We start from the raw sequence: 16,343 nt of genomic DNA on the forward strand, positions 1-16,343 counted from the left end.
TGAAGAGAGAGAAGCCTGGCTGGGCTGGCGCGATGGCAACCCGCCCCCCATGGCAGATGCCCGTATGGTGGACTGGGACTACTTCGAGGCTCCATGGCCCAAAGACCAACAGGGTCTGACCGTCGCCTCGGCAATGAAAGACTACCGTAACGCCTGGGCGAATGATCGTACCAGCAAGCCGATGTTCTCCTGGACCCTGGGCAGTTGGACACGCTTCGGGAAAGGCAGTTCTGAGACCAAGGCAAAAGAGCAGTTGCTTCACCAGACTGCGGCATCTTCCCTGACCTTGTTCGGCCATGAGGAGGAGGTGGACCCCTTGGGCCTGCCGAAACTGAACCTTACGGATTTCCAGATGGCGGCCACTTCGAACCGGTCTGCCATGGTGTCCACGGCAGCGATTCGCAGCCACGCCCTCTGGTCGAGGCTGAATGATGCCGCCTACTACAAAGCTTACTACCCGGCAGCTTGGCCGAACCAGGGGGTGTCTCGGACGTTTGTAGATTCCTTTAACCGCTTCGCCGGGGATGGCAATGCCAACACCGCTGCCAACGGAAGCGCTGCCGTCCAGCAGATGCTGGTCAACATGGCAGAGTTTGCCCAACCGGACACCGTGCCTCCGTTGATCGACACGGTGAATGGCATCGTCGGCGCCAAATCCATGCCCTATGTCGCGGAGGTGACCACCCGGGCACGCAGCGCTCTGTACCTGCTGCCAGAAGCCGACCGGAATGACCCGGCCAAGATTCTGAAAAAGACCAATGGAGCCTTCACCTACAACTATGGTGGAAAGCGACTCCAGTACTTTGCGACCCATGTCATCGTGGATCTGGCCATCGGCCTCGTGAATCCCAACCCCTTTGAGACCAAGCCGTTCGAGGGAACCCTCGAGTTGGAGGTTGGCTGGGGGACTCTGCACTGGAGCGTGACCAAGTACACGGCCAAGCTGCCTGCTTCCGGCGTGGCACCGGTGGCTCTGCAGGGAACGGCCGCCAGCCCGATCGTGATCCCGATCAACGGGCAGTACACGTTGACTCCTGAACCGAACAAGGACACCAAGTCCGCGCATGTCCAGGGAAACACCCTGTTTGTCAGGCTCGGGGTTTTGCCAGCTGAGGTGTTCAACAACCTCACGGGTGCGTACGCGGCCCCACTGCAGATCAAAGGGTGGAAGATCAAGAACAAAGACGGCAGCGTGTGGCATCAGGTGCCTGTCAGGCATCCCGGTGGCAAGCGGGCCCGGGAATGGTGGCGGATGGCACAGCCCGGACAAAATGCCGGCAAACCGGCCGACAACTGGTCCCTGGCGGGCTTCTTGGATGGCAACCGCCCGGTGGGCTGGTTTTGCAAGGACACGGTGGCAGGTCTGATCTCTGACAGCCTGTATGTCACCGACTGGCCGGAGGCATCCTATGGGGTCACTGAATCTGCAAATCCCACCCTGCACAATCGCGTGTCTGAATGGATGCGTCTGTCTCCCCGTACCGCGGCGCTGGAGAGAGTGGTGAGCCTAGATCCGGTGATCGGACATCGGACGGGGGATGAAACTATGTCAGGTGCCTATGGGCTGGGGCACTTCTATGGGGCGCTGGGGCACACCTGGCGGCGATTCCGCGTTCATCAGCAAGCTGGCAGTGTCGGGGTGACTACCACGGATAATCCGAGTTTGAACGAGGAAGTGAAGAGCATTTCCGCATCCTCCTGGACCTTTGCCCCGGATGCGACACAGACCCTGAGTGGGAAAGTCCGTCGCGCCTCGGGTGACCGGTTGACGGTTCGCTCCAGCACCTGGGAGGTGCCGCAATGGAAGGCAGCCTTGCTGACGGGACCTGTCGGTGGTGAATTCCTCACCCACGCCAAAGTAGCCGGATCTGGCATTCCCTCGCCAGCCACGACCGTGGCTCCCGACTCACTGACGGCCATCTACCAAGCACCTACGGTGGAGGGGCCGGCGCCTCAGGGGGTGATGAAGTTTGATGATGAATTCAAGGATGCCTTCAAGTTGAAGACGGCCGGGCTGGAAAACCGGGATCTGGAGACAGCACCGGCTCCGCCGGATGTAGGGGACTTCGTCAAGCTACCCGATGGCACGAAGGGAGCTCGCAGTTTTGTGTGCTCGGCTCCTGCTGGACGCCCGTTTGTGTCCGTTGGGGAGATCGGCTTCTGTCACTCTGGATTTGTCCAGACCCCCATCATGGTGGGACCCGACGAGGGGCGCACTCCGTACCAGCTCAACAGCCCGCAAAATGGGCCGCCCATGCGGATGCTCATGGATCTGTTTGGCGCAGTGCGCTTTACGGATGCTTCCGGAAGTGCGCTTACGCAGAACCAGTGGATGGCCGGATCTGGTCAGGCCCAGTCCGCCCGGCATGCCTGGAATGTCAACACGAGCATCGCCCATGACGAGTACATGGGGCTGCGTGAGGGGGGGCTGACACTCACGGAGCTCAAGAAGGAGGTGGACCCCTCGAACCTCGCGGTGCGGGCCGTGTGGTTGCCCAACGCTACGGGCTTCGCACGACGGGTGACTGGATCCGAAGCCTTCCGCGGCAAGGAGGCCAAGCACATCGTGGAGAAGAATCCAGGTTATGTCCTAGATCGACACCTCCGGCCGTATCCCTCCTTCTCACGCCCCTGGGACATGTGGATGGGGGTCATAGGTGGAGACATCTCTCCGGCACGTTCTGGAGAATCCCTGCTCTGGGGGGTGGGGAACAGCGCCGCCTTTTACTTCGGGCCCGGGTACATGACCTGGGAGCCGGGCAAGGGGAGTGGGGCGGATTCTGGCAATGTGTGGCTGGACTTTAATTCTGACTTCCCTGCGCAGGGGCGGTTGTTGGCCTTTGGTGCGGATGGCCGCAAGGACGACAAGAACGACAACGCAGGCTATCTGAAGGGTCGCTTCGCCGCAGACCAGAACCTCGACGCCTTCAAGGCGGGCATCTCTCACTATGTACCGTCCCACTTTGTTACGCGGTTCAGCTTGTTCCCGGTACGGCACTTCATCAGCGACCTGGCGATCGACTTCCATCAGGAGAATCAGGAGAGCGAGTGGTCCCGGTTCAAGACCGGACTGAATCCCGCCATCAGCGCGGCACCGCTCCCGGATCCAACCGACCAGGGCAGTGAAAATGAAGATCTCAAGAAGGAAGCCGCCAAGCTGGACGGCGCCGGTTTCCCCGGAGGTTGGAACCGCAGTGGCATTTACTACAATGCCCCGATGGCCCTGATGACGAATCAAGCTGGCGTGACGGCCAATGCTTTCACGGCCTACATTGTCGTGCAGACCATCCGTGACAATGGCCAGGCTCGCACCGGTGTGGCCCGCTCCGGACCGGGATTCAATGATCCCGATGACGTGGTGCTGGCCCAACGGTGGGCCAGGGTGGTCATCGCCAAACAGGCACCTGCCAACACCGCTTCTGCACCAACCTTCCGCATCCTCGCGGCTGACGTGGCTGATCGCTAGCAGCCACTCATCCGACACCTGCTCTTTCGACTCCCGACCATGCACTCCCGACTCCTTCAATCACTGCGACTGCGTCGCTATTGCAAGCCACTTCTGACGGCCGCCCTGGCTGTGATGACCTGTCTAGCCCCGCTGGTTCATGCGGAGACGGTGAACTTCGATGCTTCCACGGATCTGGCCGCATTTTCACTGGCAGGCAGTTCCGGCAATCCGCTGCAATGGGGGGGCTTCGGTGTGGGTTCTCCCGCGGGCGGGGGATTGCGATTCGTCCCGGCCTCTGCTTCCAAGACCACCTCAGTGGCCTCCAAACAAGTCTCCACCTCGGCCTCGACCACTGGCCAGTGGCAGATGTCAGTGTTGGTGAATGCAGGGGATGTTCTGGCGGCGTCTGGAACTGAGAACAAGGTGGAGGTGAGCTTCGGCTACGCGGTCTCCAACACGGCAGTGAGCAGCTGGGAGAAGTACCTGACGGAGAGCGTCAACTACTCCATCGGTGCCATGCTCAAGGTCGAGAAGAAGAACACCAAGGTGGAAATCGGCATGTACAACAATGCCAGCGGATCCAAGGTGGATCTCGGCAAGCAAAGCTGGAACGCGCCATCCTTTGCGCTGAATCAATGGCTCCGTGTCACCATCTACGCGAGCCGCAGCGGGGTGGACACGTTCAACACGTGGTACACGCTGGAAGGACTGGGCACGACGGGTCTGGATACACCCGTGACTCTGCACACGTCTGGCATCACAAGCGCGGCCAACCCCAACTTCGACAGCGCTCAGAATGCGTATGCCGCTCTCGTGATTTCAACAGACAAGGCCATTTCCACCATCTATGCGGACAGTTTGGCCACTGAGCTCTCCACGCCCAATCCTCCCGCCATTCCGGTGGCGGTGGAACCCACAGTGATTGCTCCCACGAGCTTCACGGCTTCTTGGGCCAATGGAGCCGGTTTGCCTCCCACTGCCTACGTCTTGGAGATTTCCACCCAAGTGGACAACTTTGCAGCCAACAAGTTTATTGCCGCCAATGGTGCCACAGGGCAATCGGCTGGGATCAGCGTGGGGCCGACTCAGTCCACTCAAGTGATCAGCGGCCTGCAGCCGGGGACGAGCTATGTTTACCGGGTAAGGGGTACGAACACCGCCGGGAGTAGTGCACCGTCGAACTTGATCACGGTGACTACCCTCGCCATGGGGGCCAACAGCCCGCCGACACTCAATGAACTGGCCGACTTTGGTCCTATTTCCAGCGTCACCCCCGCGCAGGTCATTGCTCTGTCCGGCATCTCTCCAGGGGCGGAGTCCGGACAATCGGTCACGGTCACCGCATCATCCAGCAATCCCGCGGTGATTGCCCATCCAGTAGTTTCCTACACCAATCCGGCCGCCACCGGGACGATCACCCTGTCCCCAGGCGGGCAAGAGGGCACCGCCACCATCTCTGTCACAGTGAATGACGGCCAGTCCCAGGACAACACGGTGACACGCGCCTTCTCCGTGACCGTGAGCAACCCGCCCGAGAATCTGTCCTTTGAAAGTGAGACGGACATTCCTCTGCTCAACACGTTGACCGCACCCACGCTTTCCTTCTCACGTGGCCCGGCGGCTGGTGCGGGTGATCCCCCTGGCGGCGGTCTCGTGGTGACCTCCTCTTCCACGAGTGCTAGTGACGCCGGTTTTGTGGGCTGGCGCGCCCAGTCCTACCCTCTGGCGGGCATCACCTCGCTGGAGACTTCGATGCTCGTCAACATGCGCGAGCTGGATGACTTCACCACGGGGGAAGGCAAATCGGAGTTTCGCGTTGGATTCACGCCCACGCTCGCCTATAACAGCTCGAAGCTCCATGAGTTCCTGCACAAGACCAACAAGGCGATCAGCGTCAACATCAAGGCGGAGCACAAGCCCAGTGATTCGGGCAAGCTGCGGGTGATCGAGACCGAGATGTTCTTGAATGGAGATGAGATGAAGGCTGGCAAACAAGGGCTGGCCAACACTGATGCCATCAACAACTGGCTGAAGGTGACCTTCAAGGTCATCCCGATGGGCGGAGGGATGTTTGGTGCCTCCTACAAGATCGAGGATCTCGGTGAGTTCGGCACGGATGTGCCGGCAGCTCCTCTCCTTCAGTCTGAGATGTTCACCTTCTCCGCTCCCACCCTGGCGGCGTCACCCATCGTCTACGCGGCCTATGCTGGCAAAATTGAAAAGCAACTGACTCACCTGTATCTGGATGACCATCGGGTGGTTTTGAGCAACCTTGCTCCTGATGCTCCGACAGCTCTTGCGGCAAGTCTGGTCACATCCAACAAGTTCACCGCCCGCTGGCAGCCTGGTGTGGCAGTGTTTCCCACTGGGTATCTGCTGGAAGTGGTGCAAGGCGTCGCCACGCCCTTCACCGCTGGTAATTTCATCGGTGCGAATGGGGCCACAGGGCAGGCAACGGGCATCGTCATCGGCAGCGGTACGACGCTCAAACAGGCCCTGACAGGCCTGCTTCCCGGCACCACCTACCGCTATCAGATCATTGGCACGAACATCAACGGAAGCAGCCCCGCCTCATCACCCGTAGTGAGTGTCACGACACTGGCGGCTGGTCAGAATGCGGTGCCTACTCTGGATGAGATAGTCACGCCTCCACCCCTGGCGATGAATGCCGGGCAGCAGTTTGTCACCTTGACTGGCATCACCGATGGTGGCGAAGACGGTCAGCCTGTGACGGTGACGGCGGTATCCGGAAACACAACCGTCATCCCTCAGGAGAGCGTGTCGTTTGCCTATCTGGAGGGCAGCACGACGAGTGGTGTGCTGAGCTTCACACCAGCGCCCGGGCAAATCGGTACGGTCAACATTGCCGTCACCGTGAGCGACGGTCAGGCGACGAATTCCTCCGTCACCCGCAACTTGGTGGTCAAGGTGGTGAATCCGCCCGCGATGCTGGAGTTCCCTTCAGCAACGGAGCTTGAGGAGTTGATCGTAACCCAGGCCAACCTGAATCTGACCTACGAGGCCACGGGTGGGGTGGGGACACCAGGTACAGGCGGTCTGTTGTTCTCAGGTGGGACGACGGGAACGGATCGCGATGTCGTGGTGGTCCGACCTACGGCTTACAACGCCCAGCAGGCTTCGTACTTCTACACCAGCATGATGGTGAACTTTGCCGAGGTGCTGAATGCTCCGGCTGGCAGCAAGGACAAGGGCGAGTTGCGGCTCGGGTTCATGAACAGCTCGACGGTGTACAGCGCCAAGCCCAAGGAGACCATGCACAAGGCCAATCCTTCACTGGGCGTGAAGTTCAAGGTGGAGCACGACACCTCGGAGTCGGACAAGGATCGCAAGCTGGAGATCGAGTTGTTCGCCTACGATGGGGGTTCTGAACTCAAGGGCGGCAAGATAGAACTGCACGGCGTGGCCTCGGCCGGCAACTGGTTCAATGTCCGCCTTTACGCGGTGCGATCCGGCACTGGGGCCTACTACCTCACTGCCATGGTCGACGACTACGGGGCAGACGGCACCGAGTTCGTTGGTTCAACCGCCGAGATCCCTCCGACCGCATTCGTCAATCCCGCCTTCGCGACTGACAGCACCGTGTTCTCTGCGTTCGTTCTCGGTGGCGAGAAAGCCGGGACTGGGAGCCTGCGGGCTGACCGTTTCGAGGCCATCGTGAATACGACGGCACCCGATGCTCCTGCCACCCAGGTGGCAACGGACATCACCCACGAGAGCTTCACCGCCAACTGGTCGGCAGCGGTAACGGGGCACCAGGATCTGGCGGGCTTCATTGTCGAAATTTGCGATCCTGAAGACAAATTCCTTCCTGGAACCTTCTATTCAGCAGACGGTCTGCCCAACAGAAGCAGTGGCATCTATGTGGAAGATCCGTATGCGATCTCGCTTCCGATCACCGGGCTGCAAGGAAACAAGCAGTACCTCTATCGAGTGCGTTCTGTGCGGACCGGGGGCGAGTCCGGCCCCTCTCTCAACAGCGTCCTCACCGTGACGGAGTTCGCACCAGGAATCAGCTATGATGAATGGATGCTGGCCACGTTCGGGCCGGAGGTCCCTTCGGGGCTGAAAGGGCAGTCTGCTGATGCCGATGGCGATGGCGTGCCGAATCTCATCGAGTATGCCTTGGGCCTGACCCATGGCGCCAATGATGCCGCCAATGTCCCACATGCGGAAGTGGTCGATGAACATCTCACCCTGGTGTTCAAGCAACGCTATCTGGTGGGAAGCCTGCTCTACCAGCCATTGATCAGTGAAAACCTGTCCAGCTGGAGCATGGACGGTTTGATCATCGATATCTTCCCGCCGGGAACAGACGGTATGCAGACGGTCGTGGTGCAGGATGCGGAACCCATCAGTGCCTCCGACCGGAAGTTTATCAAGCTTTCGGTCACCGGTCCTGACGACGAGCCGCTACCGTAATTCGGGCATTGGCATGTCAACCAAAAGGAAAAGGCCGCCCGGAACCGGGCGGCCTTTTCTGTGGTGTGTGTTGTGTTGTGTTCTGGGGGGAACTGATTTTCGTCTGGCCTTATGCGGGGCCTTCGCCATCCGCGACCGGCTCTGTTTCGGACTTCTTGGCAGGAATGTAGAAGGAGGTGACTACCGAGACCGCGAGGATGACGGTGATGACTGCCAGGGAGATGCCGATCGGCACCTTGTAGAAGTCCACGATAAGCATCTTCACACCCACGAAGGCGAGGATGGCTGAGAGGCCGTAGTGCAGCATGTGGAACCGGTCCATCACACCAGAGAGTGCGAAGTACAGGGAGCGCAAGCCGAGAATGGCGAACACGTTCGAGGTAAAGACAATGAACGGATCACGAGAGACCGCTAGAACCGCTGGGATGGAATCCACGGCAAAGACCAGGTCACTCCATTCCACGAAGATCAACACGACGAAGAGGGGGGTCACCAGGAGTTTGCCGCCCTGGCGGACAAAGAAGTCCTGGCCATGGGTGGTTTCACTCACCGGCAACAGACGTCGGGTCAGGCGCAGTACGGGGTTGGTCGCGGGATCGATCTCCACGTCCTTGGACATCCACATTTTCACGCCGCTCACGATCAGGATCACGCCGAAGATGTAGAGGATCCAATGGAAGCGTTCGATCAAAGCCACGCCTGCAAAGATGAACACGGCCCGCATGACCAAGGCACCCAGGATGCCCCAGAACAGCACGCGGTGCTGGTAGAGCTGGGGAACCTTGAAGTACGCGAAGAGAAGGGCAAAGACGAAGACGTTGTCCACGCTTAGCGACTTCTCAAGCACATAGCCGGAGAGGAACTCCAGCGAGGCCTGCTGTTGCAGCCCCTCCGGGTAGGCCCCTACGAAGCCCGTCGCAATGCCCAGACTAAAGAGCAATGCAAGGGCCACCCAGATGGCGGTCCAGGTTAAGGCTTCCTTGACCTTGACCACGTGCGCCTTCCGGTGGAAGACGCCGAGATCCAGGGCAAGCATGCCCAGAACGAATGCTGAAAAGATGAACCACCAAATGGGAGTCATGAGTATTAGGGAGGAGACGCTAGAGCGGGTTTGTTAGGTTGGATGTGAATGAAGTTATTCGTCGTTGTTCCGGCCAAAGAGCAGCGGAGCGATGTGCCAGAGCAAGTAGGCCAGAGAGGTGATGAAGGCGGCCACATAGGTCCAGGCAGCGGCTCTGAGCACGCGGCTCACGCCCTTGCCTTCGTCAGAACCTTCCACCATGCCCATGTCTGCGAGCACCAGCTTGGCACGACGGGAGGCGTCAAATTCCACGGGTAGAGTGACCAGGTTGAAGAGCATGATCACACCCCAGGCGAGGCCCATGATCATGGCACCCGTGTAGGCGCTCATGATACCAGTGAAGATACCGATCAGCGGCAGCCACATCACGATCTGGCTGGCAAAGTTCGTCACGCCCACCGCGGCCATGCGCCAGTGCAGGGGAGCGTAGGCCACCTTGTGCTGGATGGCGTGACCCGCTTCATGGGCGGCGACGCCCAGTGAAGACAACGAGTTGCCGTAGTAGTTCGCGTTGGAAAGCACCAGACGCTTGTTGGTGGGATCATAGTGGTCGCCTAGCATCTCGTCGTGGGGCACGATTTCCACATCGTGGATGCCGGACTCACGCAAGATCTGAGCAGCCGCCTGAGCTCCGGTGACACCGGAACGGGCGGGCACCTGAAGGTAGCGGTTGTAGACGCTTTTCACCCGCCACTGCGCCCACAGGGACAGCAGCAGAGTGCCGACAAAGAGTAGAATGGCAGGTAACATAATCAGGAGTTTCTATGGGGTATCGGGTTGAATTGGGGGAAAGAGTGGGGTCTTTTTTTAGGTGGGGTTTTGGTTTTGGGGGTTGCATGCTTCACCTTGGGGGAAGGTGGGCATGCAGGATTAGAGCACGAAGATGAAACTTTGTTTGATACTTAGTTTCTATATGATAGTTAGCTTAAAGCTAACGATCGTCCCATCCCGCAGACTTCATGGACTGGCTCAACTATCACCACTTGCGTTACTTCTGGTATACGGCCCGCGAGGGCAGCCTGCGCAAGGCTGCCGAAGAGTTGGGCGTCTCCCAACCGTCGATCAGCGCGCAAATCCATCAGCTTGAAGAGTCTCTGGGGGCTGCTCTCTTCCGCAAAAGCGGCAGGGGACAGGTGCTGACGGACACGGGCAAGGTGGTGTTTGACTACGCGGAGGAGATCTTCTCCCTGGGGCGGGACCTGCTGGGGGCCGTGCAGCATCGCGACGCCAAGCTGGCCCCGTTTCATGTGGGGCTGACCGATACGGTGCCCAAATCGGCCGCCAGCGAGATTCTGAAACCAGTCTTCTTCCTGCCGGAGCCGTCACGCATCGTCTGCCATGAGGGGAATCTGGGGGACCTGCTTCAGCGTCTCGCAGCGCACAAGCTGGATATCATCCTCGCAGATGAGCCCGCGCCCAGTAGCGCAAAGATCAAGGCGCACAATCACTCTCTTGGCTCCTGCGGAATTACTTTGTGTGCCCCGGCCAAGATCGCCTCCAAGCTCCGGCAGGGGTTTCCCAAATCGCTCCATGGGGCACCGGCCCTGCTGCCTACAGAGCACTCCGCCATGCGGCGACAAGTGGACAAATGGTTCGAGGAACGCGTCCTGCAGCCCAAGATCATCGCTGAGTTCGACGACCCGGCTTTCATGCAAGTGTTCGCGCTGGAGGCTCAGGGGTTCTTCCCACTGCCCTCGGTGGCCGTGGATTCGGCGGTGAAGCGTTACGGCTTTCAGGTCATTGCCGAGCTCGACGCCATCCAGAGCGAGTTTTTCGCAATTACTGGTGAGCGGAAGCTGCGACATCCTGCTACGATGGCCGTGACGCAAAATGCGCAACTGCGCCTTTTCGTCAGATCCTGACGGATCACGATTCAGCAACCCCACTTCCTCATCTACCATGCAAATCCACATCAGCCCGCGCAATCTGAAGCTCACGGCCGCCATTCACCAGTACACAGCGGAGAAGATCGAGGCCATTGAGAATCTCGGCGACATCATCGGCACCCATGTGGTGCTCATTCATGATGAAACGACGAAGCCCAAAGAGCGCTTCCGCGTAAAAGCCCACCTCGCCGTGGCAGGTCCGGACATCCATGCCGACGTGGCTGACGCTGATCTCTACGCCGCACTGGACAAGGCTTCCAGCGTGCTGGCCCGGCAGCTCCGCAAACGCAAGACCGCCCTCGTGGACAAGCGTCGCCAGACCAGCCAGAAAACCAAGGAGAAGGCCAAGAAGCAAGGTTGATGGCGGACGCCCGGTGCCGATACAAAGGCCTGGCGTTTTTTGACATTTTCATCGGTTGTGGGCGTTTAGTTCGCCCATGACCGTTGCACGTTTTCTCACACTCTTGTCAGTCTGTCTGCCCATGGGGGCAGGCATGGCTCACGGCCAGTCCTCTGCCAGTGCTGCCCCGGTCCCGCCGAATGTGGTCTTGATAGTGTCCGACGACCATCACTGGGGCGACTACGGGTTCATGGGGCATCAAGTGATCCAGACTCCGCATCTGGACCAGTTGGCAGCAGAGAGCCGGGTCTTCACGCGGGGGTATGTGCCCTCCAGCTTGTGCTGCCCGAGCCTGGCCACCATCATCTCTGGCCAGTACCCGCATCAGAATTTCATTACCAGCAACGATCCGCCCCTAGTGGATGGCAAGAAGCGGGCGGGAATCAAGGATCCCGCCTTTGTGGCTGGCAGGGAGCGCTTCAACCAGCACATGGACCAGCTCGCCACACTGCCGCGCCTGCTGCAACAAAAGGGGTATGTGAGTTTTCAAACCGGCAAATGGTGGCAGGGGAGCTTTGCCCGTGGAGGATTCACCCACGGCATGACCCGCGGGGATCGCCATGGTGATGACGGGCTCAAGATCGGACGCGAGGGCCTCCAGCCCATCTACGACTTCGTTAACCAAGCCGTGGCGGACAAGAAACCCTTCCTGGCATGGTACGCCCCGCTCCTGCCTCACGATCCCCATACACCACCGGATCGTCTGCTGGCCAAGTACAAGGACAAGACGCCTTCTATTCATGTGGCCCGCTACTGGGCCATGGTAGAGTGGTTTGATGAAACTTGTGGTGAGCTCATGGGCTTCCTGAAGGACAAGGGGCTCGCAGAAAACACCATCGTCATCTATGTGGCAGACAATGGCTGGATCCAGAATCCAGATGCACCCAAGTATGCCCCGCGCTCCAAACAGAGCCAGTATGACGGTGGGTTGCGCACGCCGATCATGGTGCGGTGGCCGCGCAAGGTGCAGCCGGGCAAAGAGACGGCACTGGCGAGCTCGGTGGACATCGCTCCGACGGTGCTCAAGGCGGTGGGCATGACGCCGCCGGCAGAGATGAGCGGCTTGAACCTGCTCGACCACGATGCCCTCGCGGCGAGGAAATCGATCACAGGGGAGATCTTCACTCACAACTCTGCGAATCTTGAGAAGCCGTCAGCAAGCCTCCGATGGCGTTGGATCATTGATGGGGGCTACAAGCTGATCATGCCGGATTCCCGCAACGAGCCCACAGAGAAGCCGGAACTGTACTTGATCGAGGCTGACCCTGGCGAACAGAACAACTTGGCGTCGGCGAAAGCGGCGGTGGTAGAGGCGCTTTCCAAGAAGCTCGATGCCTGGTGGGATCCGAGCAAGCCCTGATCATCGCTTCATCTGAATCCGAGCCATCCTTGCTTGACGTCTGGCACGATTGTCGTTTCAAACGGGAGACACATGGATGGCGCTTTCACTCTTCTCGATCTTCACGGCACTGAGGTGGAACCCTGGCTGGATGGCTTGGGGGAACTCCGCATCAGCGTGTTTCACGAGTATCCTTACTTGTACGATGGCACGCTGGAGTACGAGCGGGAGTACTTGATGACCTATGTCAACACCCCGGACAGCTTGGTGGTGCTGGTGCTGGACGATGCAAAGCAGGTCGTGGGAGCGACGACTTGTCTTCCGCTTAGAGACGAGGGACCTGAGTTTCAGGCTCCGTTTCTCTCGGCGGGCTATGAGGTGAATTCCGTCTGCTATTTCGGCGAGAGCATTCTGCTCCCGCAACTACGCGGTCAGGGTCTCGGGAAGGAGTTCTTCAAGCGACGCGAAGCCCACGCCAGAAAACTGGGGTGCAGATGGTCCGCCTTCTGCGCAGTGGATCGCATGGCTGATCATCCTTTGCGCCCTCCTGGCTACCGTGTTTTGGACGACTTCTGGGTGTCGCAGGGCTATCAGAAGCACCCTGAACTGCAGGCCACCTTTGTGTGGAAGGAGATCGGCGAAGAATCCGAGTCTCCCAAGACGCTCACTTTTTGGCTCAAAGATCTCTCATGAACATCGACCTCCGGACTTGGGATGTGGGAGCAGTCGTCAGCTCGCCGAAGGGCTGTGTGCAGCACATGGTGGAGATGGTCCAAGCTAGTTGGGCCAACGGGGCGGACGTCGTGCTGTTCCCAGAATACTCCTTGATGTCCCTGGAGAGGTTTGTGCCGGATCAGGACAAGCTAGCCGGGGTGGCGGCGCTCTTTTGGGAGACGCTTTGGCCTGAGCTTCAGTTGCTCCTGTCCGCTCCCGGAAAGGCGGTCGTGTTTGGCACCGCGCCGTGGATTGCCGAAGACGGGTCCATGCGCAACCGGGCTCCCATCCTCTGTGAAGGGACGCCGACCTATCAGGACAAGATCTTCCTCACGCCTTGGGAGACGGGGTTCACCGGCGGCAGGGAGGTCCGGCTTTTCACGCTGCAGGGCATCACGTTCGCCGTCGTCATCTGTTTGGATATTGAGATCCCGGAACTCTCCGCCGCCCTCCGTGGGAAGGGGGTGGATGCGATCCTCGTGCCCAGTGCTACGGAAAGCCTCATGGGCGTGGACCGGATCGGGCGTTGTGCCTCGGCACGAGCGATCGAGTTAGGCTGCTATGTCGGCATCGCTCACCTGGTGGGCAAGACAGTCTCTGAACTGGTGGACGACAATGTGGGCCGCCTGGGCTGGTTCGCGCCTGCCCAACTGCCGTTTGCCAATCTGGACCGGGAACACTGCACCCCGGTGTTTCATGAGGGCTTTGAGCATCTCCGGGTTCATCTCGACAAACGATTGCTCGAGAAAATGAGGGCCCGCCGGCTGGAGACAAATCCCGCACTTCTCACCATGGATGGCGGCGTGGAGCTGAGAATTGTACGGCCAGCTTAACCGCTGAGCCCGAACCCGCAGGAAAATGAAATGGGGGCACAAGGTCCCCACATCATCCCGTTCCTGCCATGAAAGCTCTACTGGAAGAATTCAAGGCCTTCGTCATGAAGGGCAACGTGATCGATCTCGCCGTGGGCGTGTTGATCGGCACCGCCTTTGGTGAGGTGGTAAAGAAGTTCACTGAAGGCATCATCAATCCGTTGCTGGGTGCCTTTGGCGGCACGCCTCAGATCGGATTGCAGATCTGGGTGCTCAATGTCGGGCTGGTTCTCTCCGCCCTGATGGGATTCCTCATCACGGCGGCGATTCTCTTTTTCATCTTCGTGAAACCCATGAACAAGCTCCGGGATGCCACCATGAAAAAGGCGGAGACCAGCGCGGTGCCACCACCGATGCCGGAGGACATCAAACTGCTCATGGAAATCAGGGACCTGCTGAAAGGCCAGGCTAACCCTGCGGAACCGGCTACGGGGAAGCTCGCGGCAGGCCCAGAAGGAGTCTGAGTACGAGTTTTCGTAGATAGCTTTGGCGGTCAAGTTCGTTACCATGCCCTCATGACCGCACGAAAGTTCCTCCCGATCTTGGGGTTGCTGGTGCTCGGTGCGCTGGTGACGGCCTCTCCGGCCGCTGCCGCCACCAAGCAGCCCAACATCCTTTTCATCTTCTCAGACGACCATGCCTATCAGGCCATCAGCGCCTACAAGGACAGCCGCAAGCTGATCGAGACCCCGGGCTTGGATCGCATCGCCAAGGAAGGCATGCTCTTCCAGCGCTGTGTGGTGCCCAACTCCATCTGTGGCCCGAGCCGGGCGGTGGTGCTGACCGGCAAGTACAATCACCTCAACGGGTTCCTCAACAACAGCAACTCCGTCTTTGACGGCAGTCAGCAGACCTTCCCAAAGCTGCTTCAGGGGGCCGGGTATCAGACGGCCATTGTGGGCAAGTGGCACCTCATGTCGGACCCCACGGGATTCGACTACTGGCAGATCCTGCCAGGCCAGGGCATCTACTACAACCCGCCCATGAATGACAACGGCAAGCCCGTGAAGCACGAAGGCTATGTGACGGACATCATCACGGACCTCACGCTCGACTGGCTGAAGAATCGGGACAAGAACAAGCCCTTCCTCATGATGTGCCAGCACAAGGCACCGCATCGCGAGTGGGAGCCGGCACTGCGCCATCTGGGCCATGATGGAGACCGCAAGTATCCAGAGCCTGAGACCTTGTTCGATGACTATGAAAATCGCGGTGTGGCGGAGCGCGACCAGGACATGACCCTGGAGAAAACCTTCACCCAGCGCGACGCGAAGTTCGCCACCCCCGCGACCCTCAACCCGGAACAGAAGGCCCAGTGGGACGCCTACTACGGCCCCCGGAATGCGGAGTTCGAGAAGTCAAAACCCACGGGCAAAGATCTCGTCCGCTGGCGTTACCAGCGCTACATGCACGACTATCTGGGCTGTGTAAAAGCCGTGGACGAAGGCGTGGCCAAGCTGCTGAAGTATCTGGATGACGAAGGGCTCGCGGAGAACACGATCGTCGTCTATTCCGCCGACCAGGGCTTCTACCTGGGTGAGCATGGCTGGTTTGACAAGCGCTGGATCTTTGAAGAATCCCTCCGGGCACCTCTCATGGTGCGCTGGCCAGGAGTGGCCAAGTCCGGTGTGGAGAATCAGAACATCGTGTCCAACCTGGACTTCGCCGAGACTTTCCTGGAAGCCGCCGGGGTGCCCGTTCCCGCAGACATGCAAGGCAAGAGCCTGGTGCCGCTGCTCAAGGGGGAGACACCCAGCGATTGGCGGAAGAGCTTCTACTACCACTACTACGAGTTTCCTGTGCCGCACCGGGTGCGACCGCACTACGGTGTCGTGACGGACCAGTACAAACTCGTGCATTTCTACGCCCCGGATGTGGACTACTGGGAGCTCTTTGACCGCAAGGCGGATCCCCAGGAGTTGAAGAGCTTCTACGGGAACCCGGACTACACGAAGATCACGGAGGACTTGAAAGTGGAGCTGACCCGCCTGCGCACGGAACTGAAGGTGCCGGAGAAAGAGGAGCCGTGGTTCTACGGCGGCCGGAAGCCCGGCCAGGGACCGCGAGGTCAGGGGCAAGGGCAGGGGAAAAGGAAACTACAGCAGGCGGCAGAGCCTTCCGCTCCTGCGAAGTAGGTGGCAGCCTAAAGTAGTCCAGAGCTTT

General features: G+C 59.5%; 11 protein-coding genes. 9 read left to right on the forward strand and 2 right to left on the reverse strand.

The window, feature by feature from the left end:
• Window positions 1-49 precede the first annotated feature (49 nt).
• Window positions 50-3,466, forward strand: coding sequence for a hypothetical protein (locus BV106_RS23400; RefSeq protein WP_265596006.1), 3,417 nt, complete (start codon window positions 50-52; stop codon window positions 3,464-3,466).
• Between the two features lie 39 nt (window positions 3,467-3,505).
• Window positions 3,506-7,888, forward strand: coding sequence for a fibronectin type III domain-containing protein (locus tag BV106_RS23405; protein WP_265596007.1), 4,383 nt, complete (start codon window positions 3,506-3,508; stop codon window positions 7,886-7,888).
• Window positions 7,889-7,997: 109 nt separating this feature from the next.
• Here the strand turns inward: BV106_RS23405 and BV106_RS23410 are convergent, their stop codons facing one another.
• Together BV106_RS23410 and BV106_RS23415 are read right to left on the reverse strand one after the other, a co-directional pair.
• Window positions 7,998-8,969, reverse strand: a complete 972-nt coding sequence (locus tag BV106_RS23410; protein ID WP_038168818.1) for a TerC family protein — start codon at window positions 8,967-8,969, stop codon at window positions 7,998-8,000.
• 54 nt (window positions 8,970-9,023) lie between these two features.
• Window positions 9,024-9,719 carry a zinc metallopeptidase gene (locus tag BV106_RS23415; protein ID WP_038168821.1) on the reverse strand — a complete coding sequence of 232 codons (696 nt, stop codon included), beginning with the start codon at window positions 9,717-9,719 and terminating at the stop codon, window positions 9,024-9,026.
• Between the two features lie 209 nt (window positions 9,720-9,928).
• Here BV106_RS23415 and BV106_RS23420 point away from each other — a divergent pair, with 209 nt between their 5' ends.
• The 7 genes from BV106_RS23420 to BV106_RS23450 all read left to right on the forward strand — a co-directional run bounded on the left by BV106_RS23420 (window position 9,929) and on the right by BV106_RS23450 (window position 16,315).
• The gene (locus BV106_RS23420; protein ID WP_038168823.1) at window positions 9,929-10,831 is read left to right on the forward strand and encodes a LysR family transcriptional regulator; all 903 of its coding nucleotides are present in this window, start codon (window positions 9,929-9,931) and stop codon (window positions 10,829-10,831) included.
• A 37-nt stretch (window positions 10,832-10,868) separates the two neighbouring features.
• A complete protein-coding gene (gene raiA / locus BV106_RS23425) occupies window positions 10,869-11,216 on the forward strand; it encodes a ribosome-associated translation inhibitor RaiA (protein WP_038168824.1) in 348 nt (115 codons plus the stop codon).
• A gap of 103 nt (window positions 11,217-11,319) precedes the next feature.
• The gene (locus BV106_RS23430; RefSeq protein ID WP_265596008.1) at window positions 11,320-12,615 is read left to right on the forward strand and encodes a sulfatase; all 1,296 of its coding nucleotides are present in this window, start codon (window positions 11,320-11,322) and stop codon (window positions 12,613-12,615) included.
• Window positions 12,616-12,687: 72 nt separating this feature from the next.
• On the forward strand, window positions 12,688-13,287 hold the full coding sequence (locus tag BV106_RS23435; RefSeq protein ID WP_038168829.1) for a GNAT family N-acetyltransferase: 600 nt from the start codon (window positions 12,688-12,690) through the stop codon (window positions 13,285-13,287).
• Window positions 13,284-14,141 (forward strand): nitrilase-related carbon-nitrogen hydrolase, encoded by an 858-nt coding sequence (locus BV106_RS36140; protein WP_051946235.1) that lies wholly within the window; start codon window positions 13,284-13,286, stop codon window positions 14,139-14,141. The genes BV106_RS23435 and BV106_RS36140 overlap by 4 nt, the downstream gene beginning before the upstream one ends.
• Before the next feature lie 68 nt (window positions 14,142-14,209).
• Entirely contained in the window at window positions 14,210-14,644 is a 435-nt protein-coding gene (gene mscL / locus BV106_RS23445; protein WP_038168831.1) for a large conductance mechanosensitive channel protein MscL, read from the forward strand.
• 51 nt (window positions 14,645-14,695) lie between these two features.
• Entirely contained in the window at window positions 14,696-16,315 is a 1,620-nt protein-coding gene (locus BV106_RS23450) for a sulfatase (protein WP_038168833.1), read from the forward strand.
• Window positions 16,316-16,343 lie beyond the last annotated feature (28 nt).

Origin of the sequence: Verrucomicrobium sp. BvORR106, from assembly GCF_000739655.1 — a bacterium.
Lineage (GTDB): Bacteria > Verrucomicrobiota > Verrucomicrobiia > Verrucomicrobiales > Verrucomicrobiaceae > Verrucomicrobium.

What these genes read in the sequence shown, in the direction of transcription:
- BV106_RS23400 (WP_265596006.1), top strand. Translation starts at nt 50, where the DNA reads ATGGCAGATGCCCGTATGGTGGACTGGGACTACTTCGAGGCTCCATGG.
- BV106_RS23405 (WP_265596007.1), top strand. Translation starts at nt 3,506, where the DNA reads ATGCACTCCCGACTCCTTCAATCACTGCGACTGCGTCGCTATTGCAAG.
- BV106_RS23410 (WP_038168818.1), bottom strand. Translation starts at nt 8,969, where the DNA reads ATGACTCCCATTTGGTGGTTCATCTTTTCAGCATTCGTTCTGGGCATG.
- BV106_RS23415 (WP_038168821.1), bottom strand. Translation starts at nt 9,719, where the DNA reads ATGTTACCTGCCATTCTACTCTTTGTCGGCACTCTGCTGCTGTCCCTG.
- BV106_RS23420 (WP_038168823.1), top strand. Translation starts at nt 9,929, where the DNA reads ATGGACTGGCTCAACTATCACCACTTGCGTTACTTCTGGTATACGGCC.
- raiA (WP_038168824.1), top strand. Translation starts at nt 10,869, where the DNA reads ATGCAAATCCACATCAGCCCGCGCAATCTGAAGCTCACGGCCGCCATT.
- BV106_RS23435 (WP_038168829.1), top strand. Translation starts at nt 12,688, where the DNA reads ATGGATGGCGCTTTCACTCTTCTCGATCTTCACGGCACTGAGGTGGAA.
- BV106_RS36140 (WP_051946235.1), top strand. Translation starts at nt 13,284, where the DNA reads ATGAACATCGACCTCCGGACTTGGGATGTGGGAGCAGTCGTCAGCTCG.
- mscL (WP_038168831.1), top strand. Translation starts at nt 14,210, where the DNA reads ATGAAAGCTCTACTGGAAGAATTCAAGGCCTTCGTCATGAAGGGCAAC.
- BV106_RS23450 (WP_038168833.1), top strand. Translation starts at nt 14,696, where the DNA reads ATGACCGCACGAAAGTTCCTCCCGATCTTGGGGTTGCTGGTGCTCGGT.